Raw genomic sequence first — 25,433 nt, 5'->3', positions numbered from 1 at the left:
TATAGAGAGCGGAGTGTGAGCTTGGTATGAAATTGATCCTTTTGTCTGGCGGTTCAGGAAAAAGACTATGGCCCTTGTCCAACGATTCCCGTTCGAAGCAATTTCTCAAGGTGCTGAAAAACGACGAGCAGCAGCTTGAATCGATGGTGCAGCGGGTGTGGAGACAGCTGGATCGCGAAGGGCTGGCCGGGGATTCCTATATCGCTTCCGGCAAGTCCCAGATCGACATGATCCAGAGCCAGGTCGGCATCGAAGCTCCAGTCATTATCGAGCCGGAACGCCGTGATACTTTCCCGGCCATCGCCTTGGCGGCGACCTATCTTTACTCCATGGTTGGCGTCAGTCTGAATGAGGTCGTGGCTGTACTGCCTGTCGATCCCTTTGTGGAGGACCGTTTCTTCGCCAAGGTGAAGGAGCTGGAGCAGGTCATCGCCGAATCCGGGGCAGATCTGGCCTTGATGGGGGTCAAGCCGACCTATCCTTCGGAGAAATACGGATATATCGTACCTAAGGAAGGGGAGGGCGGGTCCTATGCAACCGTCAGCCACTTCACCGAAAAACCCCGTGAGGACAAAGCGAAAGAGCTGATCGAGCAGCAGGCGCTTTGGAACTGCGGGGTTTTTGCATTCCGACTGAATTACATCATTCAGCTTCTGATCGCCCAAGGGCTCCCCATCCAGTATGAGGAGATGCTGAAGCAGTACGGGAAGATGAAGAAGATCAGCTTCGATTACGAGGTCGTAGAGAAGGCCGAGCATATCGCGGTAGTCCCTTACGACGGGTACTGGAAGGACCTGGGGACCTGGAATACGCTGACCGAGGAAATCGAGACGACTATTATCGGTCGCGGCAGCGTATGCCCGGATTCGAAAAACACGCATCTGATCAATGAGCTGGATATACCGGTAGCCGTGCTCGGCTTGTCGAATATTATCGTATCCACAAGTCCGGACGGGATATTGGTAGCGGAGAAAGAAGCGAGTCCGCGAGTCAAGGATCTGATCCAGGCATTCGAGCAGCGGCCGATGTACGAAGAGCGCCGCTGGGGATCCTACCGGGTGCTGGACTATAAGAAGCAATCCGACGGCAGCGAAGTGCTGACCAAGCGGATTTTTGTAGCCGCCGGTAAAAATCTGAGCTATCAGATCCATTACAAGCGCAGTGAGGTATGGACGATTATAGCAGGAGAAGGCGAAGTGGTCGTGAATGGCGCGTTTGTTCCGGTCCAGGCTGGAGACGTGCTAAAAATACCGGCGGAAACGAAGCACAGCATCCGTGCGACAACCGATCTGGAGATCATCGAAGTACAACGGGGAAGCGAACTGGTAGAAGAGGATATTATCCGGCTTTGCATGTCCTGGGAAGAAATATGCGGTTATTGCGCTGTCGTAGGCTAATGCTCTCGGTCAGCAGACACAATGAAGCCCCCGACCTTGGGTCGGGGGCGTTTTGCCGTTAGAAGGAGCGTTCTGCCCGTACAAAGGCGATAAAACGTTTGGCTTCCTCGGGCGTTAATTCCTTGCCGTCAATCGTTAGCGCAAAGTTCTGCATTATACGTTCATCGGAAAGCTCCAGGCTGTCCACGAACAAGCGGACCTCTGAATCCAGCACCATATCCGGATCTTCCGTGCGGCCAAGTAAAAAATCAATGGAAACTTTGAAGAAATTCGCAATCTTTACCAGCGTGTCATAGTCTGGTTCTCTTCGATTCTTCTCGTAATGCGACAAGGATGCTCTGGAAATATCAAGCTTAATCGATAGTTCTTCTTGGGTCATGGCTTGTTTCTCGCGCAGAGCAGCGATTCTATTTCCTATTTGCCCCAACAGTGATCACCCCAATCGGTTGTTAAAATATACCTGATCGTAAGATAGAGGTTATGAGTTCCGTAGCACCTTTCCTATGCCTTTCGGATCATACGTCATGATTCAAGTGAGGCGCCGGGGGGGAATATACCTCGACAAACACCCCGAACGCCGAACCGCTGGCGTGATGTAAATGCTTTCTGAAATAATGACGTCAAAACGTTAGCCATTAAGAACAGGGGGGGATCTACAGATCATTATTGCTTGCGAATAAGTAAATTATACATTACGTATCGGCGTTTGTGAAGAATAGATCCACATTCCTACAAAGGAAATTTTAGAGTATAAAATTTCCATTAAGTGATACAATATGTATCTTATCTATGTTACAATAAGTATTGTATGCGGGCCTTCTTCTTTCTATACATCTTTTCCAGCTATCTTTACCTGATGGCCCGTTCTGCTCTTACAAAGGCAATAAAGCGTTTGGCTTCTTCGAAGGATAACTTGGTGCCGTCCACCATCAAAGCAAATTTATCCACCAAGAGTTCATCCGACAATTCGAGCTGATCGACAAACGACCGAATATTTGGGTCTAAAGTTTGGTGGGGGTCATTCGTCCTGCCCATGAGATAGTCGGCTGAAACTCTAAAGAGATCCGCAATCTTCATGAGGGTCTCATAGTCCGGTTCCCTGCGGCTTTTCTCGTAATGGCATAGTGAAGCACGGGAAATATCGATCTTCTTGGAAAGTTCCTCTTGCGTCATACCCATTTTCTCCCGAAGAAGAGCGATCCTTTCCCCGATCATATTCATTTTGTCTGTCCCTCCAAACTGCTATTGTACCTAAATATTGAAATTGTCGAATTGTGTTGGAGTCATTTACGTTTTGATTATACATTACGTAGCAAGGTTTGTGAAGAACTAGAAATGGAAATCAATAGGGACTTTGGTATTATTTTTGTTAAAATTTTTATGAATGATACAAATAGTATCTTTTTTATGATACAATGAGTATATGATTGTGAGGAAGACGTCTTGCCATTCCATATCTATTTAGGAGGAATCCTCGAATGATCGGTACACGTATTCAAAATCTTCGTCATCAGAAGCGTATGTCCATAACGGAACTTGCTGCGCGGGCAGGCGTCGCCAAATCGTACCTTAGCTCCATCGAGCGGGATCTTCAATCCAATCCATCCATCCAATTTTTGCGCAAGCTGGCGCCGGTGCTGGGCGTTACGGTGCAATCCCTCATACTGCATGAAACTTCGGATAATAAAACGGAGCCTATCGATCAGGAATGGGTTCAGATTATACAGGAGCTGAACGAGCTAGGCCTGAGCAAGGATACCCTTCGCCGGATGGTCAGACAGCTCAAATCCCGGGAAGCTCTCACTTACGAGCAAGCCCAGTAATGGCTTGCTGCTTTTTTGTGTGACAATACGTGACAAATGCTGAGGCTATCCAGGGAATTTTGATATTCTAAAAAAATCTTTATAACCAAGAAAATAGCTATTTTAGACTATCAAAAAAATGCGGATTACCCGATAAAATACGTAACAGGGATAAGGAGTATATTCAGTTTTGTGAATATGAACAGAGAGAGAGGTATATATGGAAACAGCCATATCTTTGGACATTAAGCACGCATTGCGGCAAATGGGAATAAATCCGATCAAAGCCATGGAATTATTAGCCTTTGAAACAGCGGTCCATGCGACTGCCGGAATGGAGTCCCCCCCTAAGACCGCTCTCCCTGAAAGTAACCATGCGTATCACGCAAGCGAGATGGAGCGCTAGTCCGCTACCTCACCATTCCCTCTACGTTTTTATTCTCTAGCGACCGGTCCCCCAAGACAAGTGGAAGCAAGTTCAGTCTATTAAAGAAACTAATACTTGAATCGACGCCTCAACCTTTGCTATCATAGCGATATCCTATGAAAAGCAAAGGTGTGAAGCTAGTGACAAAGCGCGCTTATAATTTCAACGCAGGCCCGGCAGCGCTGCCCCTGGAAGTTCTCCAGAAGGCGCAGGAACAATTTGTAGAATATCAGGGCATCGGCATGTCCATCATGGAAATTTCGCACCGCAGCTCCCAGTACGAACAGCTGAATGAAGAAACACAAAGCCTCTTGAAGGAACTGTACGCCATTCCTGATGGCTATAAAGTCATGTTCCTTCAAGGCGGCGCCAGCACCCAGTTCGCTATGATTCCGATGAATTTTTTGAGTGCCGGCCAAACCGCGTACTACGTACAGACCGGAGCTTGGGCCAACAAGGCGATCAAGGAAGCGAAGCTTTATGGAGAGACTGCGATCGCGGCTAGCTCCGAAGGCGACAAATTCTCAAAAATTCCGGATGTTAGCCAGCTTCGTCTCGGTGATAATGCGGCTTATTTGCACATCACCTCCAATGAGACGATCGAAGGCACACAGTATGCACAATACCCGGATACCGGAAACGTACCGCTGATCGGAGATATGTCCAGCGATATTTTGTGTCGGCCGGTCGATGTGTCGAAGTTTGGGATGATTTATGCCGGTGCACAGAAGAACCTGGGACCATCGGGCGTAACCGTAGTTATCGTACGCGACGAGCTCGTGCAGGAATCGCCGAAGAACATCGCAACGATGCTTCGCTATGATACCCATGCCAAAGGGAACTCTCTGTACAATACACCGCCGGTATATTCCGTTTATATGGTCAATCTGGTTCTGAAGTGGATCCGGGACAATGGCGGGGTTGCCGTTATGGAGAAGCGCAACAAGGAGAAAACAAGCCTGATCTATGAAACCATTGACCGCAGCGGCGGCTTCTACCGCGGCGTCGTCCAGCCGGACTATCGTTCGCTTATGAACATTACTTTCCGTATGGAGAGCGAAGAGCTGGAGAAGAAGTTCGTCAAAGAATCGGAACAGAACGGATTCGTCGGACTGAAGGGTCACCGCGATGTAGGGGGACTGCGCGCTTCGACTTACAATGCGGTTCCGCTGGAGGCTTGTCAGGCGCTGGCAGCCTTCATGAACGACTTCCAGCAGCGTAACGGTTAAGATACGGCCTCAGCCGAAAGCAGCTCCGCCAGGAACGCGTACGCGTTCCTGGCGGAGCTGCTTTTTAAGGTTGTTATCCTTATTATCAATCAACTAGGCAAGCGATTCCTTCACGCTCGGCTCTGCCAGCTTATAGCCGACGTTGCGGATGGTGACAATAAATTCGGGAGTGCGGGCATTCGTTTCAATCTTATCGCGAAGATGACTGATATGCACGTCTACAATCCGGGTATCGCCCAGGAAGTGGTAGTCCCAAACGCCATGAAGCAGCTGCTGACGGCTGAGTACCTTCCCGCGATGCTTACAGAGGAAGAGGAGGAGGTCAAACTCCTTTGGAGTAAGCTCTATAGGCTCCCCTTTGACCTTAACTTCTCTCTGATCCGGTTGAATGACGATGGGCCCGATCTCGACCGGGGTGTTTTCGGTAACGGAGGGCAAGATTTGGATCCGCCGCAAAATAGCTTGAATACGGGAGATTAGCTCTTGCGGACTGAAAGGCTTGGTCATATAATCGTCCGCTCCGTTATCGAGCCCGGCGATTTTGTCGGATAAGTCCTGCATGGCCGTAAGCATGACGATCGGTACCATGTTATTCTGACTGCGAAGCTTGCGGCATACTTGAATACCGTCCATCTTCGGAAGCATGAGATCCAATACGATGACATCGGGTCTGAAGTGGCGAATCGCGTTGAACACTTCTTCTCCATCATAGACGCAGTGGACTTCGAAGCCGACTAGTTTCAAATTGAATTCTATGAGCATCGAAATCGAGGGTTCATCGTCTACGACAAGAATTTTCTTCTTCATCATTTCCAAAGCTCTCCTTTACGGGTTACTGTGCAGAGGTCCTTGCCGATTTTGGCTGATGAAAGCTTGATAATCCTCTTGAATGTAATTATGATTTTATAGTCTGGTCTATGTCGCGTTCTACTCTGTTATTATCTCAAGCGACTATCAACCTTATATTAAGATGAAGTAAAACGAGTGTAAAAATTGAAAGGAATGTTACCGTATGGCGTTTCATATCGTGCTCGTCGAGCCGGAAATCCCGGCTAATACCGGAAATATATCCCGTACATGCGCAGCAACCGGTACGTGGCTGCATCTGGTGCGGCCGCTAGGCTTCCAGACGGATGATCGAACCCTCAAACGGGCAGGTCTTGATTACTGGGATTCGGTCAAGCTGGAGTATCACGATTCGTTCCAAGAGGTGAAGGAGCTCTATCCCGAAGGCCGATTTATTTTCGCTACGACGAAGGCGGAGAAGCTTTACACCGAATGGGAATTTCGTGACGGGGACTTTCTGGTCTTCGGAAAAGAGACGAAGGGGCTTGACCCCGAGCTGCTTGCCGCGCATCCTGACGCTTGGATGAGAATGCCGATGACGGACGCTGTCCGTTCCTTGAATCTATCCAACGCGGCGGCTGTTATTCTCTACGAAGGACTCAGGCAAACCGGATTTCCAGGCTTAAAGTAGCCAATATCCAGAAGAATTTTCGTCCGCTGTTTCGGATGGCTAGGAACCGGGTATACAAAATGAGGAAGATCGGTTGCATGCAGAAAGAAAGGAACAACGGGCGGAAGGAATTTTTACACGGATGTCGAATCCTTACGAAGTGGATTCTGTTTCACAGTGTGTAAAAAGTGAGGTGAATTAATGATGAAACCTGCAGGTGTCGTACGAAAGGTCGACCAGCTTGGCCGTATTGTGCTTCCAAAATCGCTGCGCAAGCGATATCAGATGAATGAAGGAGATCCGGTCGAAATTCTCGTAAGCGGCGACCATATCATTCTGGAACGATTCCGCCCGCGATGTGTTTTTTGCGGTTCAATGGAACAAGTTAGCGATTTTAAGGAGAGACATATTTGCTCCGAATGCCTGGGTGAAATGTATCACATGAGACCAAGCAATTCGCAAGCTTAAGTATTTCGATCCTAACAAACGGGCTTGCAGTACTCATATTGGCAAGCCCGTTTCCCTTATACGGATTTATCCCTCATCCGCTTCCACTTCCGCAATTCCTTTCCGTTTCCCGTGCGTCTGTAAATCTCGATCAGCCGGTCGTAGAACTGGAGTTCGTCCCCTGTACAGTACTGAAGCCCGCTGTGCAAGAACGATACGGCTTCCGCATACAAGCCCTGTCTGCAGGTGTAGTCTGCAGCCCAGAGAGACAAGATCTCCCATAAATGTTCGATTGTTTCTTTTTGCTGCAGCGAGAAGGGATCATAGCATCCCGGCAATATATTGCCCTGGAGCTTTTCCAGCAGCAGCTGGCACATAGAATGCCTGTAAGCGTTATCTCCCATATCCATAGCAAAATGGAGCTGTTTCAACAAACCGATCAGATCGCAATCAACCTCATAGTTCAGCTTGACGGTATCTCGTTCGATCGTCACACAAGGGATATCCGATTCTGCGGATTCGAGCAGCTTGGCAAAGTGGCTCAAGTAGACGCGGAGGTTGCTCATCGCTTTAGGGGAATCCTTCTCCGAGAACAGCGCGTCGCACAGCTGCTCGCGGGTGGCGCTACGGTGGAAGGCAAGGTAGATCAACAGACTCTTCGCATGTCTGGTGTTCCAGCCTTGTTGGATCATCCGATTGCCGACGCTTACCTCGAAGGTGCCAACGCAGCGAATACGGAGATGCTGGCGCTTGGTTACCTCATGGGGCTGTCTGTCCTCCCAGTATGAGCGGAACGTTGATCTGAGCTCCAGCTCTATCGGGTTCGCTTTCCGGATAGTCTCAGATGTCTGCCTCTGAATAAAGCGGTGAATGAAATCCGCCGTGTAGAGGGGTTGATCGGCAAAAACAAGATTGGAAGCATCGGGCAGGATAAGAACCGAGGCGGCCCCGACCAGTTGAGCGATCAAATGGGCGAGAACCGGAGGAAAGAAGGGGTCCAGTTCTCCCGCTATCAGCAGCAGCGGCCGCTGGAAAGATGCCGGCATCGGCATGCCAGTATCCGAGGCGGACAGTTCGACCAGACGGCGGTACAGGTCCTTGGCAACCCGGGCAATGGCCGCTTGTACGCCGCGGTAGACATCGCCTCCCGCCTCCGGGAGTACAGCGCTGAGCGAGGGAATCAGCAGAGTCGCATATTCTTTCATGGAGGCGGCACGCTCCAACTGATTAAGTTTCGCTAGGAGCTGCTGCTGAATAGACGCAAGCGGTATCGGCCATACAGGCGCGAGCATAACGACGCATTCAAGCTCCGCCGGATACAAAGCTGCATATCTTTCCGCTATGCAGGCACCGGTATCGTGCGCGACGAGGACAACACGCTGTTGCCCCAGCGATCTCACCAGCAAGTGCAGGTCCTTTGCCATTGCTTCAAAAGACAGCGGACGGGTATCATCGCCGCTTTGTCCGTGACCGGCCAAATCATAAGCCAGGATGGAATAGAGGCTGGTTAAGTACCGAGTGACCGGCTGCCAGATGGCAGAGGATAACCCTGCTCCGTGCAGGAGTACAATCGTCTTGGCCTCGGGATTTTCGTTAACGCTCCATTCATAGTACATAGGATAGCCATGTGATGAAAAAAACATAAGCCCAAAGTCCTCCTATAGCCAGCCAGTGCAAAGAATAAAATAGGATAAAAGGCTTATATGTTAAGCAAGTATATCAGAAAATTTGTCCAACTAATAATAAAGCTAACTTTTTGAGCGTAAATAAGAGTAAACTGTAACCTTTTTGTAACGGAGAATATGGTAATATTCACAATAAAGGGAAATGGAGTAAATCAACCGCTTTAAAAAAGGATGGGACTAACGTCAATGACAACGGGAAATCGGAAACTTGTTGAGCTGGATATCTATGTGTTGATCGAGCAATTGGGCTTGGACGCTGAACGATGGAGAAGCTTGAGTTCGAATGACATTGTCAGAGACAAGCCTGAGGATGAGATTAAGGTCGATAGTTGTGGAGATGCAACGTAGAGGAAATCCTTTAAAAGCGCCGGAGTGTGATACGAAATGTATCCATTAGGAGTGAGTTAGATCTGGCCATGAAGATCAGAGACGGGTTGGACGAAACGATCAGTTACGCTGAAGATCGTTCCGTCCAACCCGTCGTTTGATGCATCGGCTTACAGGCCCTTTGTTTTGTCTTCATTGTAGGAAGCTGTAAGCATCGCAGTGATGAACAACACGAATACAGTCAAGACTAACCAAAATGTAGCGGACATGTTCAGCACCTCCCACCCCGTATTATAACCAACCCGCCCTCAAAAGAAAACGTATAATTCAAAAGAAAACGAATAAATCTGTGAACACGGAACCGTTATTTAAAAAATAAAAAATGAGTAGAAAGTTTCCGCAGCTTGCCTTTGTCTGACGGCCGGTTGATGACCTGTCCGTCGAAGATCAGACTGGAGGACCCTCCGCCATCCAGATTGTACGCATCCTTGATCCCGAGAGCGGCCAGCTTGTCCTGCAGCTCGGCAAGGGTTGCCCCCGAGTTGCCGTTTTCGTCATATCCATCCGTAACAACAAACAACAGCTGATCGTTCTTAAAGCTGCCTACGACCGTACGGGGCGCACGTGCAGGAGAGTTCACCCACTGGGAGGGAATAATTTGTTTCTTGCCGCCTTGCAGCAGGATAGGTACGAACGTAGCTCCGAAGGCCGGCTTTAACTTGTCCAAATCCTCCTGCTTGTCAAATTTTCCGCCGATCAGCTTGCGGTCGGTGCTTAGCCCAATAAAGGTCAGGTTATCGAAGGTCGGTTCAAATCCATATACGTATTTGCCGCCGAGTACGGTCGTGCTCAGCGGATACCGTTTGCCTGTACGATTGTCATCGGCGAAGCCACCTGCATTGACGCCGGCAATGGCGCCGTAGCGGCTAACGGCTTGCATCGTGGTTTCACTGCCTCCGACCTTATCTTCCCCAAGCACCATCTTCATGCCTTTGTCTGACTTCAGGTTGACTTTCAACGCATAGCCCCGATAGCGTTCCTCGGAGAAGGTATACAGCTTCAGGTCAATGTTGCCGGAGCTGGCGGAACGGGTCACCTTGCCCCCAAGCTTGGCTGCTATGCGGGAGTCGAAGACCGCGGCAGGCCGCGCAGCCGCGCTATCTGCCAGCTTCGACATGCGGGCGGCTTCCTCCGCGCTCTTGGCGTACAGCTCGTAGTACTTCTGAATCGTGGAGCGCGTCAGGGTGGCATCGCTGGCCGCGAGGTCCAGCTTGGATAGCGCCTCCCTTACGAGTTCTTGCTGCTGCAGGCTAACGGCCGGGCGATCCTGCGGCTTATCGAGCTGTACGGAGGGCTGACTCCAGAGCAGAAGCCCCAGAGCCCCCAGAAAGGGAGCGAGGGCAAGCAGCATAAGCCGGTTAATACGCTGAATAGGATTGAGAGTCATCCTTATCCCCCCTACTGAAGCGCATCGAGCTGCTTTTTCAGCTCGTCCAATTTTTTGGTCACCTCGGCGAGCTGGGTATACAGCTGGTTGCTGTTATCCGTCTTGCTGCTGGCGCTGTCCTTCGTGAAGGAAAGCAGCTCATTGACCGCATCAATCTTCGTTTGGAGCTGCTTCATCTCCGAGCTTACCTGAGTTTGCAGATCGCCGATCTGATTCTGATATTGCTGGGAGATTTGGGCAAGCTGAGCCTCGGTTTGCGCCGAGATGTCCGCCTTCATCTGCTGCTGCAAGCGGTCGGTATACACCTTGGCCCCCCAGCCGCCCAGAACGACGAGAGCTCCCCAGATCACTAGCAGCAAGATATAGGTCCGCGCGCGCGAGGCTCGCGGCTTTCCCTTGCGGACGGGAAGCTCCCGCCCTCGGTCCATCGATGGTTCAATCGGAGTATTCAAGACTCTCTCCCCTTCCTGTATTCGTTCGGAGAGACGCCTTCCATTTTCTTGAACACTTTGCTGAAATATTTCTCATCGTCGTACCCCACCATAGCAGCAATCTGAGAAATGCGCAGATGGGGGTTAAGCAGTAGCAATTTAGCTTTCTCCATGCGAATGCCGCTCAAATAGTCAGATAAGTTTTCACCGAATTCCTGTTTGAATTTGCGGGAAATATATTCACGGCTCAAGTAAAAGTGGTTAGCGATCTCCTGCAGGGTTATATCCTGGTGATAATGATTGCGGATATAGGCAGCTATTTCAAAAATGACATTGCTTTCCTGCCGCTGGGATTGGAGCAGCTGCTTGGACAGCTCGGTCAGGCTTCGTACAAGCTGCTGCTCCCACAGCTCTAGCGCGAGCCTACCTTCGTCATCGGTTGGCACATGGAAGCGGGGCTCGTCCTCAGGACGCCCGGCGGGCAGGTTATCTCCAAACCATTCGTTCAACCAACGCTTTTTGTAGCCGTTGTATTCATGCCACCACTGTTCAAGCTGCTCGCTGTCAATGGTCTGCAGTCCGCGGACGGTCTGCATCCATTCCCCGACCGCCTTGCGGACCTGCTTCTCACTCCCGCTTCGAACGGCGAGGCGGATGCCCTCGGCATGCTCGTTCATCGACAGCAAGGCGGGAGCATGCGCGACGCTGTCCTTGTATTCATGTATCCGCTTATCCTTAACAAGCAGATTACGCCGCCGAAGGGCAAGCTTGGCCTCCGTATAAGCTTCGCGAAGCGCATCGGGGAAGGCCAGCTGACCGCTCACCCCCATATCCAGCGAGCTTTGGAACGTGGTACGGATGCAGGTCTGAATATGCTGCAGCAGGGCGTTCGATTGCTCCAGCCCGTCCCACAGCAGCAGCACGATTTCCTGGTCATTGTTCCAGTATCGGAAAGCGACGCCGATCCGCTCGTCACGGCTCTCCGTAAGCACTTCGTTGCATACGTTCATCAGAGAGAAGAAAACAAGATCCCACTGGGACCAGAAGCTGTTCTTCAGCTTGCCGCTAATGGTATCGAGACTGAGCACGGCCAGACGGCACGGCCTCGTCTGAGGCCCGAGTCCGTATTCTTCAGCGATTTCCTTGGCATATTTGTCAAAGGCTTTGGGCTCCGTCACCAGGTTGGACCAGATGGTGTCCCAGTAAACGGGCTTGATCTGGTTCATTTCGATCGTTTGATCCTGCTGCTGCTGCCGTTGGGCTTCCTCTTTGCGCAGCAGCTCGACGGCTCGGGATACCGTCTCCGTCAGCTGCTCGGCGTCTATCGGCTTCAAGATGTAGTCCACGCCGCCGTACTTGATCGCATGACGCAGCAGATCGAATTCTTCATGTCCGCTGATCACGATGGTTTTGGCCGCGGGTAGATGTTCATGAAGCCAAACCATCAGCTCCTTGCCGTCCATCAGCGGCATCATCATATCGGTAAACACCAGGTTCGGGCGATGAACCTGCATCAGCCTGACGGCTTCCTCGCCGTCCTGGGCTTCGTACACCTTGTTAATATTGAATTTGGACCATGGCACGAGCAGCTTGATGGCATCCCGCACATGCTTCTCATCGTCAACGATCATCGCGATCATGCATATCCTCTTCCTTTCGCTTGCCGGGGATTACGAGCGTAACCTGAAATCCGCCGAGCGGGCCTTTCCGTTCTAGACGCATATGAGCCTCGTTGTCGTAATAAAGCTTTAACCTGGCCAGCACATTTTGCAGTCCGATGCCGTCCATCTCTCCGACGGAGTCGGTCGGCTGCTTGAGATTGAGCCGCAGCGCAGCCAATTGCTCTTCATCGATGCTTCTCCCATTGTCCGACACATCCAGGATAAGCTGTCCGGAGTCGTCGCAGCTGGCCCGGATGGCGATGCGCCCCGTCTGAGTGCGGGGGTCAAAGCCATGCTTGAAATAATTTTCAACGAGCGGCTGCACGATCATCTTGGGCACCAGGATATGGGCGGCCTCCTCCTGGATGCTATAGTCCACGTCCAGCTCGCTTGCGAACCGCTGCTGCTGCAGCTGCAAGTAAGAGCGGACATAATCCAGTTCTTTTTTTAACGGAACGATCGATTCGTTCGTATTCATCCCGTACCGCATCATTTTGGCGAGCGAGGACAACAGCGAATAGACCTTCGGCGCCTCGTGCTGAAGAGCCAGCGTTCCGATGGATTGCAGGGCATTATACAGAAAGTGCGGGTTGATCTGGGCCTGAAGAGCTTTCAGTTGATTGGTCTTATTGGCGATCTCCAGCTTGTACTCCTTGGTGATCAATTGGTTAATCGTCTGCATCATGATCCGGAACCGATGCGCGAGGATGGCGAACTCGTCATTGCCTTTGACGTCGATATCGACCTCCATGTTGCCGGTCTGGATCTTGCCGATGTAGCCGAGCAGCTTCTTGATCGGAGCGGTGAACTTGAACGAAATAAACACGGTGCCCGCTATGACGATGACCATGAACAGCACCAATATCAAGGCGTTGGCGAAGGTGAGCTGCCGGGCATGCTGATAGAGCAGTTCATAGGGGATTCGTTTGACGATCGTCCAAGTCACAGAGGGGTCTTCGATGCGTTCGTAGATCTGAATGCCCTTGAAGGCCGAGTCGCTCCATTCATAGCTGCCGCTCGTGTCTTCTCGGGCAAGCAGCTCCCTTACCCAGGGCTCGTCCAGCTTTTTCCCGCGGAAGACGGGCCTAGACCCATAGACGACCGTCCCTTGGCCGTCCAGCACGTACAGCTCCTCGCCTTGGGAATAGAGCTGATCGCCGATCGAATTGATAAAGCCGATACTGACATCGAGCGAAATCGTGCCCAGCTCCTCCATCGTCAGAGAGTTCAGGATGGAGCGATGCAAAGTGAAGACGACGGAGCTTGGCAGCACATTGACGGGCTGAATGCCGTAAGTATGGCTCGGATGCGTCGGCTCGATACTAAGATCGCCCTTCCCGATGTCGGGGATGTACTTGGTCTCCCCTTCCACGCGGGCGTTCAGATTGCCTTTCGTATATAAATAGGATTTGTCGGTCTTCTTGATATATAGATAGGCTTGATGAATTTCCTTGATCGTGTTGGTGATGCTTTGAAGACCCCGCACAATCTCGCTCCGGCTGATATAGGAGACCGCACCTTCCTCCACTACCCCGTAAAGAGAGGTGTCGTTATAGATGAGCAGGGAGGCCTGCTTGATCCCTTCCAGGTAATTGACCAGATTGGTCTTGCCCTGATAGATCAGGTTGGAGTTCGTCTGAATGGTTTCCTTGATCACCTGACGCTCGGTTACGAGATAGGTCACGATGATAGAAGTGGAGAGCGGCAGCAGCGTAGCGGCCAGCAGGAACAAGATCAGCTTGTTGCGGATACTGTTGCGGATCAAGGGAAACCTCCTCCATGCTTTCCGAAGGAAAGCGGCGTCGTAAGCGCAGGGCCGGTGCATTTCCGAAGGAAGGCTCGTCCCAGGCATCAACATTCAAGCATTAATTGTATCAACAATAATCAATAAATTCCACCTGTTACGTCACGAGATTGCGTGTTCAAGGCACTCTAGGTTTTTTATACTTAAGGTATAGTTTATTAATGGAATGCAGAGTTTAATACAGAAGAAAAGGAGGAGGTTCCCATGAAGGCAAACCAGCGGTTTTCTACAGCGCTGCAGCAGCTCGTGTTCGTCGGGCCGGCTTTCGTTTTTTTTAGCATCATTGTGCTAGTGCCCTTCCTCATGAGCATGTACTACTCGTTCACCGAATGGAATGGGGTAACCTCTCATGTGAAATGGGTCGGTTTCGATAACTTTAAGCAGATTATGGTGAACGATAAGGATTTTCATAAATCGTTCTGGTTCACGACTAGATTTACCGTGACCGAAGTGGTGATCTCCAATGTGGTCGGCTTCGGGCTGGCCCTGCTGCTGACGCAGGCGCTGAAAACCAGAAACGCGCTCCGCACGGTATTTTTTATGCCGAACGTGATCGGGGGTCTGCTGCTCGGGTTTATCTGGCAATTTATTTTTGTCAAAGGCTTCGCGAACATCGGAGAGCTGACCGGACTTGGATTTTTCCAGCTTCCCTGGCTCGGAGATGCGCCGACGGCTTTCTGGGCGCTTATTATCGTCAGCGTCTGGCAGCACGCGGGCTACCTGATGGTCATCTATATCGCGGGCTTGGCCAACGTTCCGAAGGAGCTGCAGGAAGCGGCCTACATCGACGGTGCCACTCGCTGGCAGTCCCTGCGGAACATCACACTGCCTCTGATCATGCCATCGGTCACCGTCTGCTTGTTCCTCACGATTTCGTGGGCGTTCAAGATGTATGACCTGAACGTCTCGCTGACGCAAGGCGGACCGTTCAACTCGACCCAGTCGGTCGCGCTGAATATTTATGAAGAAGCGTTCCGTAACAACAGATACGGTCTTGGAACGGCCAAAGCATTTCTCTTCTTCATCGTGGTCGCAATCATTACTATGATTCAGGTGAGAGTTACGAAGAGCAAGGAGGTGGAAGCCTGATGGAGACGACCAAGAGCTACAATTTCCGCTTGTTCTCGCTGGAAGTGCTGGCCATCATCCTCGGTCTGCTGTTCCTGGTTCCTTTCTACTTCGTTATCGTGAACTCGATGAAAACGTTCGGGGAGCTGCTTGTCAACTCGTCTAACCTGCCACAATCCTTTAACCTGGCGAACTATAGCAAGGTGTGGACGATCATGAAATTTCCAAGGGTGTTCAGCAACTCCCTGCTCATCACCCTGATCAGCAACATCGGATTGGTCGTCATCAGCTCGATGGCAGCCTACCGCCTGGTTCGCTATCCGTCGCGTTTCAATAACCTGCTGTTTCTGGCCTTTGTCGCGGCGATGGTCATTCCGTTTCAGTCGATCATGATTCCGCTGGTTAAGGTAGCCAGCCAGGTCGGACTAATGGACAGCCGCCTCGGTCTGATCATCTGTTACTTCGGCTTCGGGGTGTCGCTTAACGTATTTCTGTATCACGGCTTCATCAAGTCGATTCCCAAAGAAATCGAGGAGTCGGCCCGGGTAGACGGCTGCTCGCCGTACGGGGTGTTCTGGCGGATCGTGTTCCCGCTGCTGAAGCCGATGTCGGTTACGATCGTACTGCTTAACAGCCTGTGGATCTGGAATGACTTCCTGCTGCCGCTGCTTGTCTTGAACAGCCCGGATCTGCGGACCATTCCGCTGGCGACGTATTCCTTCTTCGGTCAATATACGAAGCAATGGGATCTGGCACTAGCCGCCCTGGTCCTGGGCGTTATTCCGATCATTATCTTCTTCCTGTCGATGCAGAAATATATTATCGAAGGCATCACGGCAGGCTCGGTAAAAGGGTAAACCCAATGTCAAGATCTTCCACTATTTCGATCAATTTAATCGGTGTAGGGAAGACTGGGCATTGTATACAATAAAGTTGTATAAGAAAAAAACGTTTTCATAGAATAAGGGAGGTTATCTGAACATGAAAGCAAAGAAAATCGTAAGCTTGGGACTGGTTGCCGCACTCGCTATGACAGCTGCTGCAGGATGTGCGCAGAAAACGGAAAAGCCTGCTGAAGGCGGAGGCGCTACTGGCGGGGCTGCCGGCGGAGCCAAAAACGTTACCTTGAAAATGTTTCAGTTCAAAGTAGAAATCGCCGAGCCGCTTGCCAAGCTGGCGGCCGAATATGAGAAGGCGAATCCTGGCGTTAAGATCCAGATCGATACGGTCGGAGGCGGTGCCGACTACGGCGCGGCGCTGATGGCTAAGTTCAACTCCGGGGACAAGCCGGATATCTTCAACAATGGCGGCTTCTCCGACCTCGACAAATGGATCGAGCATCTGGAAGACTTATCTGCAGAGCCATGGGTCAAAGACTTGGTCGAGGTGGCCAAGGAGCCTATGACGAAGGATGGCAAGCTGTATGGCCAGCCGCTTAACCTGGAAGGCTACGGCTTCCTGTACAATAAGGATTTGTTCGCGCAAGCCGGTATTACCGAATTGCCGAAGACGCTCTCGCAGCTCGAGGATGCTGCGAAGAAGCTTCAAGCCAAGGGCGTTACTCCTTTCGTCAACGGCTACGGCGAGTGGTGGGTGCTGGGCAATCACTTTGTGAATCTGCCGTTCGCCTATCAGCCTGATCCGAACAAATTCATCGCGGGACTGAACGACGGCTCTGCCAAGATTCCCGGAAACGCTACATTCGACAACTGGGTGAAGCTGTTCGATCTTCAGCTGCAATACGGCAACAAGAACCCGCTGCAGACGGACTACAAGACGCAAGTCACGGACTTCGCAACAGGCAAGGCCGCTATGACCCAGCAAGGGAACTGGACGCAGCTGCAGCTGACGCAGACGAATCCGGATCTGAAAGTCGGGTTCCTGCCAATGCCGATCAGCGATGATCCTGCAGCGAACGACAAGCTGCCAGTAGGCGTACCGAATAACTGGGCGATCAACAAAAACTCGGCCAACAAGGAAGAGGCTAAAAAGTTCCTTAACTGGCTCGTCACTTCTGATATCGGCAAAAAGTACATGGTGGAAGAGTTCAAATTCATCCCGGCGTTCACTACGATCACGGCCGATGAAAAAATCCTCGGTACGCTGGCTGCCGATCTGATGAAATATAGCAAAGAGAACAAGACGCTCAGCTGGAACTGGTTCAAATTCCCTGGAGGCGAAGCTTCCAGCAAGAAGTTTGCCGCTACGATGCAAGCTTATGTAGCGAAGCAAAAAACGAAGGATCAAATGTTCGCCGAGTTCCAGGAAACCTGGGATAGCTTGAAGAAAAAATAAGAACGGCATAAGGAACGCCGCCCGGTTGAAGAGGGCGGCGTTTTTGCTTGCCTTCCGTTAGAAAATCAAGGAGATAATCACATTCTCCGGCGGAGATCGTGCTGAATGCCCGAATTTGGTCGGATACGTGTCAAAAGCGGGTTTTTACCGTTTCCCAAGCATGAGGGGCGTTGATACAATGAACCTAACTACAAGTATACAAGCAGCTTGAGCGACGAGAGAGGCGGAATGGTGGCGGATGGGTTCGAAATTCGGGGCAGGGCTCGCGGATTGGCTGGATTCAAGAAGGACGGTGATCCCTCCGGACAAGCGATTGTCCAGGGAGGCGAGCGTGTCGCTGTTTATTCATTTTTGCTTTCAATTCGGAGCTTCGATGTCCGGTGTGTTCCTTACGCTGTATTTGTGGAGATTGACGCAAAGTATGGCTATCAATGGCATCTACTATGCTGTGAACTACGTGGCGGTGGCAGGCGCCTTTGTGTTGGGCGGATGGCTGATCAAGCGCAAGGACCGGATGGTCGTCTACCGGATCGGGATCGCGATGAACGCCATCTTTTATCTGGCTGTCGTCTTCGCTGGCGAACGAGTCGTCACGTATTATTTGCTATTCGCGGTATGCAACGGAATTGCAAGCGCCTTCTATTGGGTCGGTTATTTGACCCTGATGTATGATGTTTCCACGGACCGCAACCGCATCCGTTATCTGGCAGTAAATACGATTACTTTTACGCTCGGAGGGCTGATCGGACCGGCGCTGGCCGGCTTTCTGATCCGCTCCAACGATGGACTTCAAGGCTACACGCTTGTATTTGGGACCGCTTGCTTCATGTTTTTGATTGCAAGTATCGGAAGTCTGCGGATTAGGACGAAGAACTCCCATCACAAAACCTATTATTTAAAGTTTACGAGTCTGCTGCTGCGCAAGCACCCGAGGTGGACCAAGTCGCTGCTATCCTTTTTTACCATGGGGCTGCAGCAGGGAATCATGCTGTTTCTGCCGAACATCCTGCTTTATCGGATCGTCGGCCGCGAGGATGTTGTCGGTTATTTGGGCGTGCTGTTTGCGGGACTCAGCATCGTGGCAGGCTTCTTTATTTCCCGCTTTGGCACAGAGGAGCGCTCCAAGTCTTTTATCGCGTACACAGCCGTCGGGTTTGTCATCGGGGCCCTATGCTTGCAAGCGGACATCTCTTTGACAACCGTGCTTATCTTTATGGTTATTTACTCGCTGTGCGCGCCGGTGCAGGGCAATACCGTCAGCTCGTATTTCTACCGGCTGATCGGGGATCTCCCGCTGCGAGGAGAGCTTCGGGTCGAATCGGTCGTGTTAAGGGAAATTTTCATGAACGCAGGGCGCGTGGTGTCGATATTTTCCTTTGTGCTCATATCGGAACGGTTTGGCTTCGAGATCCTGCCTTGGATCGTACTGGTTGGAGCGCTGCTGCAGTTTCTGATGGTGCGGTTGATCGAGCGGGACGCGAGCGTAGAAGCGGGAGCGAGGGCTAGCGCCAGCGCGGAAGGATAGGGACAACGAGGTATACGTGGGGAATAAAGAAGCATGCGGGAGAAGGTGAGAGAGCTCACCTTCTCTTTTTTTCTATATACATACGCTCTTTGCGGTGATGGCGCACATAGCTTTGGTTTTGCCAAGCGCCATCTTTCTTATAGAAGCTCTTCATCATACGATGATACAAAATCAGAATACATCGGAGCATGACAGCACCTCGGATTGAAATCGTATAAGTAAAGTATAACTAATATTTGGATATAGGTCAAATTTCCTACATATCTTTCGAAAATAGTAGGCATATATTCCTGGGTTTTTATTTTTGCTGGACAGGTATCTTTCCTTCTAAAGAAGGGGGACACTGGTAATAATCGTTTTCGCTTAGCTCTAACTGCTTCAAAAGGAGGCGTGTACATGTATGATTGTCTGATCGTCGGGGGCGGCTTTGCCGGTTTGCAGGCAGCGATTCAGCTAGGGCGTTACCGGTACTCGGTGCTGGTCGTGGATAAGGGCTATGGCCGTTCGACGCTCTGCGGCAGCTATCGTAATATCATTGGGTGGCCGCAGGGGGTGTCCGGTCAGGAGCTCAGGAGACTGGGGCGCATGCAGGCGGAGAGCTACGGGGTACATTTTCGACAGGACGAGGTGGTGGCCGCTGCGCGGCACGAGGAGGGCTTTGAGCTGGCCTTGCGATCGAGTGGAGGCAGCCTCCGGGGGAGGACGCTGTTGATCGCCACCGGGATCTCGGACCGTTATCCGTCGCTTCCCGGACTGGAGGATAAGCTCGGGTACAGCGTGTTTGTTTGCCCGGATTGCGACGGATATGAAACGGTTGGCAAACGGACGGCCGTGCTCGGCTCCGGGGTCCCGGGCGCGAGGATGGCGCTTACTCTTCGGCATTGGTGCGATGATCTCGTCTACATCAACCATGAACGGCATGCTGTCGGAAGCGACGAGCTGGAGAGGCTGCACAGAGAGGGAATCGACTATATCGAAATGGAAATTGTTCAGATTCTCGAGGGCACGGACCAAGGTCCGAACAAGGAAGAAAAGGGCGCGCCGCAGGGGGACGAAGAGAGGCCGGCACCTGCACCGTTTGGAGGCGTGCTGCTGAAGGACGGAAGAAGGATTCAGGCGGATAGAGGCTTTATCGCATTCGGAGGCAATGAGGTTCACTCCGAATGGGCACGGAAGCTCGGTATTGAGCGGATGGAGAACCGGCATATCGTGACCGATCCCCGGACGAAGATGACGCATGTGCCCGGCGTCTGGGCAGCGGGGGATATCGGGGTTCATGCCGAGCAATCGGTCATCGCGATGGGAGAGGGCGCGCAGGCTGCGATCTGGATGCATAAGGAGCTATCGAAACAAAGCAGATGAGCTGCGCGATTTACTGATAAGGAGTCACCTTGCCCCTGATGTCCGGAAGGAAGCGGGGCGGGCTCTTAGGTCCCGGGTGCCGCGCGATGATCATCGAGATCTGTTGCGTCCTCCGAAGAGTCTCCCGGGAGCCGGGAGCGCTGTGCCTCCACTACATGGGCATAGGTAATCAGCGCCTCCTCGCCTTGGGGCGTCAAGCGGTATATACCGCGCTCCACCCGCTGGAACCAGAGGTATACATTTCTCTGCAGCATCCCCGCGGCCCGGCTGTTGCCGCACAGCTCACGCAGCCTGCGCGGCGATAACGGGCCATGCTGCGCAAGCATAGCGGCAAGCTGAAGCGACTTCTCCCGGTAAGCCGTCACAAGCTTGCGTCTGGAGCTTCCCCCTACATTATAATCGCCCAGCCGCTCGCGGAACTCCTGCTCCAGCTTGCCGGCCGCATACTTGCTTCGCCGCGGCGTCCGCGCCGGCGATACGCCTGCCGCCACAGAGAGGTCGGGCGGATGGCACTCGACCTCTACGCGGGGCTTGCGCGTGCGGTAGAACTGCACGGTCATCATGCCGATCCCGAGCATGCCGCACAGCCGCCGAAGCTCAGGCCAGCTCGCGCCGTGCGGGGCGCGTCCTTTATTGGGGCGCTCGAAGGCGACGTAGACGGTCCGCGACAGGCGCAGTCGGTCAATCCCCTGCAGGAGGAGCGGGATCGAGAAGCCGCGCTTCAGCTCTACGATCAGCGGCGGCTCTTCCCCCCGTATGGCGACCAGATCGCAGTGTCTGACTTCCCCCCGTACTTCATACCCCTGCTGCTCCAGATAGGCCTTGACCGGGGCGTAGAGCTCCGTCTCGCTTTTGATCGGCACCTTCGTTTCCCCCCCTTACACGATCCTGTTAAGTACCAACATTATAGGTGATTTTCATCCATTTGTCATGGCGCGCTGACCTTTTTGAACCGGCCTTAAAATATCGGGCAACTTCGTACGAGTTCCAGCATAGGTATTTAATACACTTCAGATTTCAGATGAGCGAACGAATAAGCCAGGGATAACGCCAAGACCGCCCTTAGCTAGTGCCGACATTCTTGAAAGCTGGTTTTGCCTGCTGCGCAAAGCCCGGAGGAGGTAAGAAACATGAATATATTCAAGAAAATCGCCGATTATCGCACGGAGACGGAAAGGCTGGCCTGGGCCGGAACCTTTGCCGACTATATGCAGAAGCTTCGCGACCAGCCTCGCCTTGCCATGACGGCGCATGCGCGCGTATACGAAATGATCGCCTCTCACGGCATCATCGAAGAGGGCGGGCATCGGAAGTATCAGTTTTTCGAGAAGGAGATCTTCGGTCTGAACTCTGCCGTGGAGAAGCTGGTCGAGGAATATTTTCATTCGGCGGCAAGGCGGCTTGACGTGCGCAAGCGTATCCTGCTGCTGATGGGGCCGGTAAGCGGCGGCAAGTCGACGCTCGTCACGATGCTCAAGCGGGGGCTGGAGCAATTCTCTCGTACGGATGCAGGCGCCGTGTATGCGATCAAGGGATGCCCTATGCATGAAGAGCCGCTGCATCTGATCCCCCACGAGCTGCGTCCGGAGGTGGAAAAGGAGTTCAGCGTGAAGATCGAAGGAAATCTATGCCCTTCCTGCCAGATCCGGCTTCGCGAGGAATACGCCGGACGGATCGAGGATGTCCTGATCGAGCGCGTATTTATTTCCGAGGATAGCCGGACGGGCATCGGGACCTTCAGCCCATCGGATCCGAAGTCGCAGGATATCGCCGATTTGACCGGCAGCATCGACTTTTCGACCATTACGGAATACGGTTCGGAGTCCGATCCGCGCGCTTACCGCTTCGACGGAGAGCTGAACAAGGCCAACCGGGGACTTATGGAGTTTCAGGAAATGCTTAAATGCGACGAGAAATTCCTGTGGAATCTGCTGTCGCTGACCCAGGAGGGCAATTTTAAGGCCGGGCGGTTTGCCTTGATCAGCGCGGATGAGCTGATTATCGCCCATACGAACGAATCCGAGTATAAGTCCTTTATTGCCAACAAGAAAAATGAAGCGCTGCAGTCGCGTATGATTGTGATGCCGATTCCATATAACCTCAAGGTATCGGAGGAAGAACGGATCTATACCAAGCTCATCGGTCAAAGTGACATGAAGCATGTACATATCGCTCCCCATTCGCTCCGGGCGGCGGCCATCTTCTCCATACTCACCCGGTTGAAGGAGTCGAAGAAGCAAGGGATGGATCTGGTGAAGAAGATGCGCATGTATGACGGTCAGGAAGTGGAGGGCTACAAGGAAGCGGATCTGAAGGAAATGCAGAGCGAGTTTCTGGAGGAAGGCATGACCGGCATCGACCCGCGTTATGTCATCAACCGCATATCGAGCGCGCTGATTCGCCACGACCTGGAGTTCATCAATGCGCTTGATGTGCTACGGGCGTTGAAGGACGGTCTGGACCAGCATCCGTCGATTACGAAGGATGAGAGGGAGCGTTATCTCAATTTTATATCAATCGCGCGCAAGGAATATGACGAGCTGGCCAAGAAGGAGGTGCAGAAGGCATTCGTGTATTCATTCGATGAATCGGCCAAGACGCTGTTCAACAACTATCTGGACAATATCGAGGCTTACTGCAACTGGACGAAAATCAAAGACCCGCTGACCGGCGAGGAGATGGACCCGGACGAGAGGCTGATGCGCTCCATCGAAGAGCAGATCGGCATATCCGAAAATGCGAAGAAGGCCTTCCGCGAAGAAATTCTGATCCGCATGTCGTCCTATTCCCGCAAAGGCCGACGATTCGACTATAGCAGTCATGAGCGGCTGCGGGAAGCGATCGAAAAGAAGCTGTTTACCGATCTGAAGGATATCGTTAAAATTACGACGTCCACGAAGACGCCTGATGAGAATCAGCTGAAGCGGATCAATGAGGTGATCAAGCGGCTTGTGGAGGAGCACGGGTATACGACCGCATCCGCCAATGAGCTTCTGCGGTACGTGGGCAGTCTGCTGAACAGGTAAGGCCTGTCGGGCAGGCAGCCTTAGCTTATGTCCTGCATCCTCTAGCTATCCTAGGAGGTTAGGAGGCGGGAGAGCACCCGCCAACGCGCAAAGCGAAAGCCTGCGGAACCGTTCATGCGGCTCGGCAGGCTTTTTGCGCGCTTGCAGCTATATTCCTCAGTCGGCGGCGGGAGGCTTGACGGCCGGCATATAGATTTCTACCGTCGTGCCCTTCCCTAGCTCGCTCCGTATTTTCATCTCTCCGCCATGATTCTCGATAATCTTGAACGTCACCATCAGGCCAAGCCCCGTTCCTTTTTCCTTCGTTGTATAGAACGGTTCGCCGAGGCGGGGAAGCCGGTCCTGCGGGATGCCGCAGCCCTGATCCGTAAACCGCATCAGTACCCGGCCGTCCTCATGCAGCTTGAATTCCGTCGTGATCGTACCGCCGTCCTTCATCGAATCGACCGAGTTGTTCAAAATGTTAATGAACACCTGCTTGATTTGATTTTCGTCGCAATTGATGTACGGCAGGTCGGGTTCGGCATGAGTATCGATGTGAACGTTATGAATAATCGCCTGCGAGCCTGTCAGCAGGATTGTATTTTGCAAGATCGTAACGGGGTCCTTGGGCTGGAAGACCACTGACTGGGGCTTCGCGATAACCAGGAACTCGCTGACGATGAAATTGATCCGCTCGAGCTCCTCCAGCATGATGTTGAAATAATGATCGAAACCGTCCACCCGCGACTGCATGAGCTGGACGAAACCTTTGAGCGAGGTCAGCGGATTGCGAATTTCATGAGCGACCCCGGCAGCCATCTGGCCGACGATCGACAGCTTCTCGGAGCGGAGCAGCATTTCCTCGGCGCGCTTGCGTTCGCTGATGTCCTGGCCGATCATAAACACCCCGGCGATCTGCTTGCCCACAAGAATCGGGAAGCCATGCATGCTCAACTCGATCCGGTGGCCGTCCTTGTGACGTAAGGCGATCTCGCAATGAGACGGCGAGCCGTTCAGCGTGTTCAGAAAATTAGCCGACCAGACGGCATAATGCTCGGGAAACAGCAGGGCGTCGATCGTTTTGTTCAGCAGTTCCTGCTCCATGTACCCGGTAGCCGCGTACATCACCGGATTCATGCTGGTGATCTGTCCGTTCAGATTGAAGGAGCATATCGGGTCCGGATTGTGCTCGAACAGCGACTTATAGCGAAGCTCGCTTTCCTCCAGCAGGATTTCGGCTTTGCGCTTCTCGTAGAGCGCCTTAATCATGGCGTAGGAGCGGGCGAACCGGTGGTCCTCTTCCTGTGCAAGAATCGTCTCGAAAATATCGTCTTCTTCTTCGGGGATGCCATGATCGAGATCCTTCATCTTACGCAGCAGACTCATCACATTGATGATATGCTCACTGTGAATCCACGCTGCCGATGCGGTCTTATAAGTCGGTGCCGAACCGGTTTGCAGCTTGACCGTGCCCTTGCGCGCTTCGTATTCGGTCACGTGATTCATATTGACCACATTCATCTGATCGATGAGTCGGAAGCCCTCCTCGAACAGCCATTCCTCGAAAGCCTCAAGAGACGCCGCCCAGTAGTACTTATCGGTTACCGTATGAATGATATATTCTTTATCGCGAATACATTCGATTTTCACCACTTCATCCGATGGAATGATGAGGATGTCCGAGCTTTTCTTGTCTCGGATGACTGGTATTTTTTGCATGAAATGAAATCACCTGCCTGTTCCAATTCGATTCATTATATCACGGAAGATATCCAGTATCCTAGCTAAAATTGCAAGTATATGGAAAGCTGATCCGTGCTGGGATGAACGGATTTCGGAGGGCTTCCCAAGTACAGGGACGGAAGCCCGCGCCGCGCCGAATCGTCAGATGAAATCATTATAGCGCCTCGCCAAATCCGAAGTAAATGCGCGTTGACATTAACGGACAACTATTTTTTTCAGTGGCAAAGTTCACATAATCCGGTCATGACAAATCACATGCTATTCATTATAATTATAAGTAACAAGAGAACAATAGAGTTTGCTAAGTTTGCTAAGATAG

At 52.1% G+C, this 25,433-nt stretch carries 22 protein-coding genes; 12 read left to right on the top strand and 10 right to left on the bottom strand.

Annotated elements, in window-relative coordinates; translation table 11 throughout:
• Window positions 1-26: 26 nt before the first annotated feature.
• Window positions 27-1,397: a sugar phosphate nucleotidyltransferase gene (locus GSF01_RS07655; RefSeq protein WP_159882545.1), complete on the top strand. Its 1,371-nt coding sequence runs from the start codon at window positions 27-29 to the stop codon at window positions 1,395-1,397.
• A 58-nt stretch (window positions 1,398-1,455) separates the two neighbouring features.
• Here the strand turns inward: GSF01_RS07655 and GSF01_RS07650 are convergent, their stop codons facing one another.
• Together GSF01_RS07650 and GSF01_RS07645 are read right to left on the bottom strand one after the other, a co-directional pair.
• Window positions 1,456-1,824, bottom strand: a complete 369-nt coding sequence (locus GSF01_RS07650) for a helix-turn-helix domain-containing protein (protein WP_159882543.1) — start codon at window positions 1,822-1,824, stop codon at window positions 1,456-1,458.
• A 422-nt stretch (window positions 1,825-2,246) separates the two neighbouring features.
• Window positions 2,247-2,618, bottom strand: a complete 372-nt coding sequence (locus tag GSF01_RS07645; RefSeq protein ID WP_159882541.1) for a helix-turn-helix domain-containing protein — start codon at window positions 2,616-2,618, stop codon at window positions 2,247-2,249.
• A 257-nt stretch (window positions 2,619-2,875) separates the two neighbouring features.
• On the opposite strand from GSF01_RS07645, the gene GSF01_RS07640 reads away from it, so the two are divergent.
• Together GSF01_RS07640 and serC are read left to right on the top strand one after the other, a co-directional pair.
• Window positions 2,876-3,220 carry a helix-turn-helix domain-containing protein gene (locus tag GSF01_RS07640; RefSeq protein WP_159882539.1) on the top strand — a complete coding sequence of 115 codons (345 nt, stop codon included), beginning with the start codon at window positions 2,876-2,878 and terminating at the stop codon, window positions 3,218-3,220.
• Between the two features lie 546 nt (window positions 3,221-3,766).
• Entirely contained in the window at window positions 3,767-4,855 is a 1,089-nt protein-coding gene (gene serC, locus GSF01_RS07635) for a 3-phosphoserine/phosphohydroxythreonine transaminase (RefSeq protein ID WP_159882537.1), read from the top strand.
• Between the two features lie 93 nt (window positions 4,856-4,948).
• On the opposite strand, the gene GSF01_RS07630 is transcribed toward serC, so the two are convergent.
• The gene (locus tag GSF01_RS07630) at window positions 4,949-5,665 is read right to left on the bottom strand and encodes a response regulator (RefSeq protein ID WP_159882535.1); all 717 of its coding nucleotides are present in this window, start codon (window positions 5,663-5,665) and stop codon (window positions 4,949-4,951) included.
• A gap of 202 nt (window positions 5,666-5,867) precedes the next feature.
• Between GSF01_RS07630 and GSF01_RS07625 the strand changes: the two genes are divergently transcribed.
• Both GSF01_RS07625 and GSF01_RS07620 read left to right on the top strand, forming a co-directional pair.
• Window positions 5,868-6,332, top strand: coding sequence for a tRNA (cytidine(34)-2'-O)-methyltransferase (locus GSF01_RS07625; RefSeq protein WP_159882533.1), 465 nt, complete (start codon window positions 5,868-5,870; stop codon window positions 6,330-6,332).
• Window positions 6,333-6,515: 183 nt separating this feature from the next.
• Window positions 6,516-6,779, top strand: coding sequence for an AbrB/MazE/SpoVT family DNA-binding domain-containing protein (locus GSF01_RS07620; RefSeq protein ID WP_201305340.1), 264 nt, complete (start codon window positions 6,516-6,518; stop codon window positions 6,777-6,779).
• A 56-nt stretch (window positions 6,780-6,835) separates the two neighbouring features.
• Here the strand turns inward: GSF01_RS07620 and GSF01_RS07615 are convergent, their stop codons facing one another.
• Window positions 6,836-8,401 (bottom strand): alpha/beta hydrolase, encoded by a 1,566-nt coding sequence (locus tag GSF01_RS07615; protein WP_159882529.1) that lies wholly within the window; start codon window positions 8,399-8,401, stop codon window positions 6,836-6,838.
• Between the two features lie 228 nt (window positions 8,402-8,629).
• Here GSF01_RS07615 and GSF01_RS07610 point away from each other — a divergent pair, with 228 nt between their 5' ends.
• Entirely contained in the window at window positions 8,630-8,791 is a 162-nt protein-coding gene (locus GSF01_RS07610) for a hypothetical protein (RefSeq protein ID WP_159882527.1), read from the top strand.
• A gap of 343 nt (window positions 8,792-9,134) precedes the next feature.
• Here GSF01_RS07610 and GSF01_RS07605 read toward each other — a convergent pair whose 3' ends face one another.
• Genes GSF01_RS07605 through GSF01_RS07590 form a run of 4 tightly spaced genes read right to left on the bottom strand, consistent with a single transcriptional unit; the run spans window position 9,135 to window position 14,074 of the window.
• Entirely contained in the window at window positions 9,135-10,217 is a 1,083-nt protein-coding gene (locus GSF01_RS07605) for a phosphodiester glycosidase family protein (protein WP_159882525.1), read from the bottom strand.
• An 11-nt stretch (window positions 10,218-10,228) separates the two neighbouring features.
• Window positions 10,229-10,669, bottom strand: a complete 441-nt coding sequence (locus GSF01_RS07600; RefSeq protein ID WP_159882523.1) for a hypothetical protein — start codon at window positions 10,667-10,669, stop codon at window positions 10,229-10,231.
• The gene (locus GSF01_RS07595; RefSeq protein WP_159882521.1) at window positions 10,666-12,288 is read right to left on the bottom strand and encodes a response regulator; all 1,623 of its coding nucleotides are present in this window, start codon (window positions 12,286-12,288) and stop codon (window positions 10,666-10,668) included. The genes GSF01_RS07600 and GSF01_RS07595 overlap by 4 nt, the downstream gene beginning before the upstream one ends.
• Window positions 12,269-14,074 (bottom strand): sensor histidine kinase, encoded by a 1,806-nt coding sequence (locus GSF01_RS07590; RefSeq protein ID WP_159882519.1) that lies wholly within the window; start codon window positions 14,072-14,074, stop codon window positions 12,269-12,271. The genes GSF01_RS07595 and GSF01_RS07590 overlap by 20 nt, the downstream gene beginning before the upstream one ends.
• A gap of 243 nt (window positions 14,075-14,317) precedes the next feature.
• On the opposite strand from GSF01_RS07590, the gene GSF01_RS07585 reads away from it, so the two are divergent.
• The 5 genes from GSF01_RS07585 to GSF01_RS07565 all read left to right on the top strand — a co-directional run bounded on the left by GSF01_RS07585 (window position 14,318) and on the right by GSF01_RS07565 (window position 20,363).
• Entirely contained in the window at window positions 14,318-15,202 is an 885-nt protein-coding gene (locus GSF01_RS07585; protein WP_159882517.1) for a carbohydrate ABC transporter permease, read from the top strand.
• Window positions 15,202-16,038, top strand: a complete 837-nt coding sequence (locus GSF01_RS07580) for a carbohydrate ABC transporter permease (RefSeq protein WP_159882515.1) — start codon at window positions 15,202-15,204, stop codon at window positions 16,036-16,038. Before GSF01_RS07585 ends, GSF01_RS07580 begins: the two co-directional genes overlap by 1 nt.
• A 124-nt stretch (window positions 16,039-16,162) precedes the next feature.
• A complete protein-coding gene (locus GSF01_RS07575; protein ID WP_159882513.1) occupies window positions 16,163-17,476 on the top strand; it encodes an ABC transporter substrate-binding protein in 1,314 nt (437 codons plus the stop codon).
• 238 nt (window positions 17,477-17,714) lie between these two features.
• Window positions 17,715-19,001: an MFS transporter gene (locus tag GSF01_RS07570; protein ID WP_159882511.1), complete on the top strand. Its 1,287-nt coding sequence runs from the start codon at window positions 17,715-17,717 to the stop codon at window positions 18,999-19,001.
• A gap of 396 nt (window positions 19,002-19,397) precedes the next feature.
• Window positions 19,398-20,363: an NAD(P)/FAD-dependent oxidoreductase gene (locus tag GSF01_RS07565; RefSeq protein ID WP_159882509.1), complete on the top strand. Its 966-nt coding sequence runs from the start codon at window positions 19,398-19,400 to the stop codon at window positions 20,361-20,363.
• Between the two features lie 65 nt (window positions 20,364-20,428).
• On the opposite strand, the gene GSF01_RS07560 is transcribed toward GSF01_RS07565, so the two are convergent.
• Window positions 20,429-21,226, bottom strand: coding sequence for a DUF2161 domain-containing phosphodiesterase (locus GSF01_RS07560; RefSeq protein ID WP_159882507.1), 798 nt, complete (start codon window positions 21,224-21,226; stop codon window positions 20,429-20,431).
• Between the two features lie 267 nt (window positions 21,227-21,493).
• On the opposite strand from GSF01_RS07560, the gene GSF01_RS07555 reads away from it, so the two are divergent.
• Entirely contained in the window at window positions 21,494-23,389 is a 1,896-nt protein-coding gene (locus GSF01_RS07555) for a PrkA family serine protein kinase (RefSeq protein WP_159882505.1), read from the top strand.
• Between the two features lie 156 nt (window positions 23,390-23,545).
• Here the strand turns inward: GSF01_RS07555 and GSF01_RS07550 are convergent, their stop codons facing one another.
• Window positions 23,546-25,090 (bottom strand): ATP-binding protein, encoded by a 1,545-nt coding sequence (locus GSF01_RS07550; protein ID WP_159882503.1) that lies wholly within the window; start codon window positions 25,088-25,090, stop codon window positions 23,546-23,548.
• Window positions 25,091-25,433 lie beyond the last annotated feature (343 nt).

Origin of the sequence: Paenibacillus puerhi, assembly GCF_009846885.1 — a bacterium.
GTDB lineage: Bacteria > Bacillota > Bacilli > Paenibacillales > NBRC-103111 > Paenibacillus_G > Paenibacillus_G puerhi.
The sequence above is the reverse complement of the archived record's forward strand: the minus strand, read 5'-3'. Positions and strand labels throughout refer to the sequence as shown.

Bases quoted from the DNA above. Each gene is read 5' to 3' on its own strand.
- GSF01_RS07655 (WP_159882545.1), top strand. From the start codon at position 27: ATGAAATTGATCCTTTTGTCTGGCGGTTCAGGAAAAAGACTATGGCCC.
- GSF01_RS07645 (WP_159882541.1), bottom strand. From the start codon at position 2,618: ATGAATATGATCGGGGAAAGGATCGCTCTTCTTCGGGAGAAAATGGGT.
- GSF01_RS07640 (WP_159882539.1), top strand. From the start codon at position 2,876: ATGATCGGTACACGTATTCAAAATCTTCGTCATCAGAAGCGTATGTCC.
- GSF01_RS07630 (WP_159882535.1), bottom strand. From the start codon at position 5,665: ATGATGAAGAAGAAAATTCTTGTCGTAGACGATGAACCCTCGATTTCG.
- GSF01_RS07625 (WP_159882533.1), top strand. From the start codon at position 5,868: ATGGCGTTTCATATCGTGCTCGTCGAGCCGGAAATCCCGGCTAATACC.
- GSF01_RS07620 (WP_201305340.1), top strand. From the start codon at position 6,516: ATGAAACCTGCAGGTGTCGTACGAAAGGTCGACCAGCTTGGCCGTATT.
- GSF01_RS07615 (WP_159882529.1), bottom strand. From the start codon at position 8,401: ATGTTTTTTTCATCACATGGCTATCCTATGTACTATGAATGGAGCGTT.
- GSF01_RS07610 (WP_159882527.1), top strand. From the start codon at position 8,630: ATGACAACGGGAAATCGGAAACTTGTTGAGCTGGATATCTATGTGTTG.
- GSF01_RS07605 (WP_159882525.1), bottom strand. From the start codon at position 10,217: ATGACTCTCAATCCTATTCAGCGTATTAACCGGCTTATGCTGCTTGCC.
- GSF01_RS07595 (WP_159882521.1), bottom strand. From the start codon at position 12,288: ATGATCGCGATGATCGTTGACGATGAGAAGCATGTGCGGGATGCCATC.
- GSF01_RS07585 (WP_159882517.1), top strand. From the start codon at position 14,318: ATGAAGGCAAACCAGCGGTTTTCTACAGCGCTGCAGCAGCTCGTGTTC.
- GSF01_RS07580 (WP_159882515.1), top strand. From the start codon at position 15,202: ATGGAGACGACCAAGAGCTACAATTTCCGCTTGTTCTCGCTGGAAGTG.
- GSF01_RS07575 (WP_159882513.1), top strand. From the start codon at position 16,163: ATGAAAGCAAAGAAAATCGTAAGCTTGGGACTGGTTGCCGCACTCGCT.
- GSF01_RS07570 (WP_159882511.1), top strand. From the start codon at position 17,715: ATGGGTTCGAAATTCGGGGCAGGGCTCGCGGATTGGCTGGATTCAAGA.
- GSF01_RS07565 (WP_159882509.1), top strand. From the start codon at position 19,398: ATGTATGATTGTCTGATCGTCGGGGGCGGCTTTGCCGGTTTGCAGGCA.
- GSF01_RS07555 (WP_159882505.1), top strand. From the start codon at position 21,494: ATGAATATATTCAAGAAAATCGCCGATTATCGCACGGAGACGGAAAGG.
- GSF01_RS07550 (WP_159882503.1), bottom strand. From the start codon at position 25,090: ATGCAAAAAATACCAGTCATCCGAGACAAGAAAAGCTCGGACATCCTC.